Origin of the sequence: Cellulosimicrobium cellulans, from assembly GCF_007679345.1 — a bacterium.
GTDB lineage: Bacteria > Actinomycetota > Actinomycetes > Actinomycetales > Cellulomonadaceae > Cellulomonas > Cellulomonas cellulans_A.
The window spans coordinates 1-239 of the sequence record NZ_VEGH01000043.1 but is presented as its reverse complement, the minus strand read 5'-3'; the positions used below and the strand labels follow the sequence as shown (position 1 = coordinate 239).

The 239-nt window shown below is 38.5% G+C and carries 1 protein-coding gene; it reads left to right on the top strand.

Translation table 11 applies throughout. The annotated features are described in order from the left end of the window. Nucleotides 1-239 (top strand): protein rep (locus FS882_RS20740; protein WP_187365421.1); only part of this gene is annotated, 239 nt, incomplete at both ends.

Sequence of the window (239 nt, the reverse complement as noted above, 5' to 3'; positions counted from 1 at the left end):
ATATGATGAAAGCATGGAATCGCTTGTTTGGATATAAAGCTGTCAAAACGGCGGTGCTTGGTTATTTCAGAGCTTTAGAGATTACAAAAAACCATGAACAAAAAACATATCATCCTCATTTTCATGTGCTGATTCCTGTAAAGCGCAATTATTTTGGGAAAAGCTATATCAAACAAGCAGAGTGGACAAGCCTTTGGAAGCGTGCAATGAAATTGGACTACACACCGATTGTGCATGTG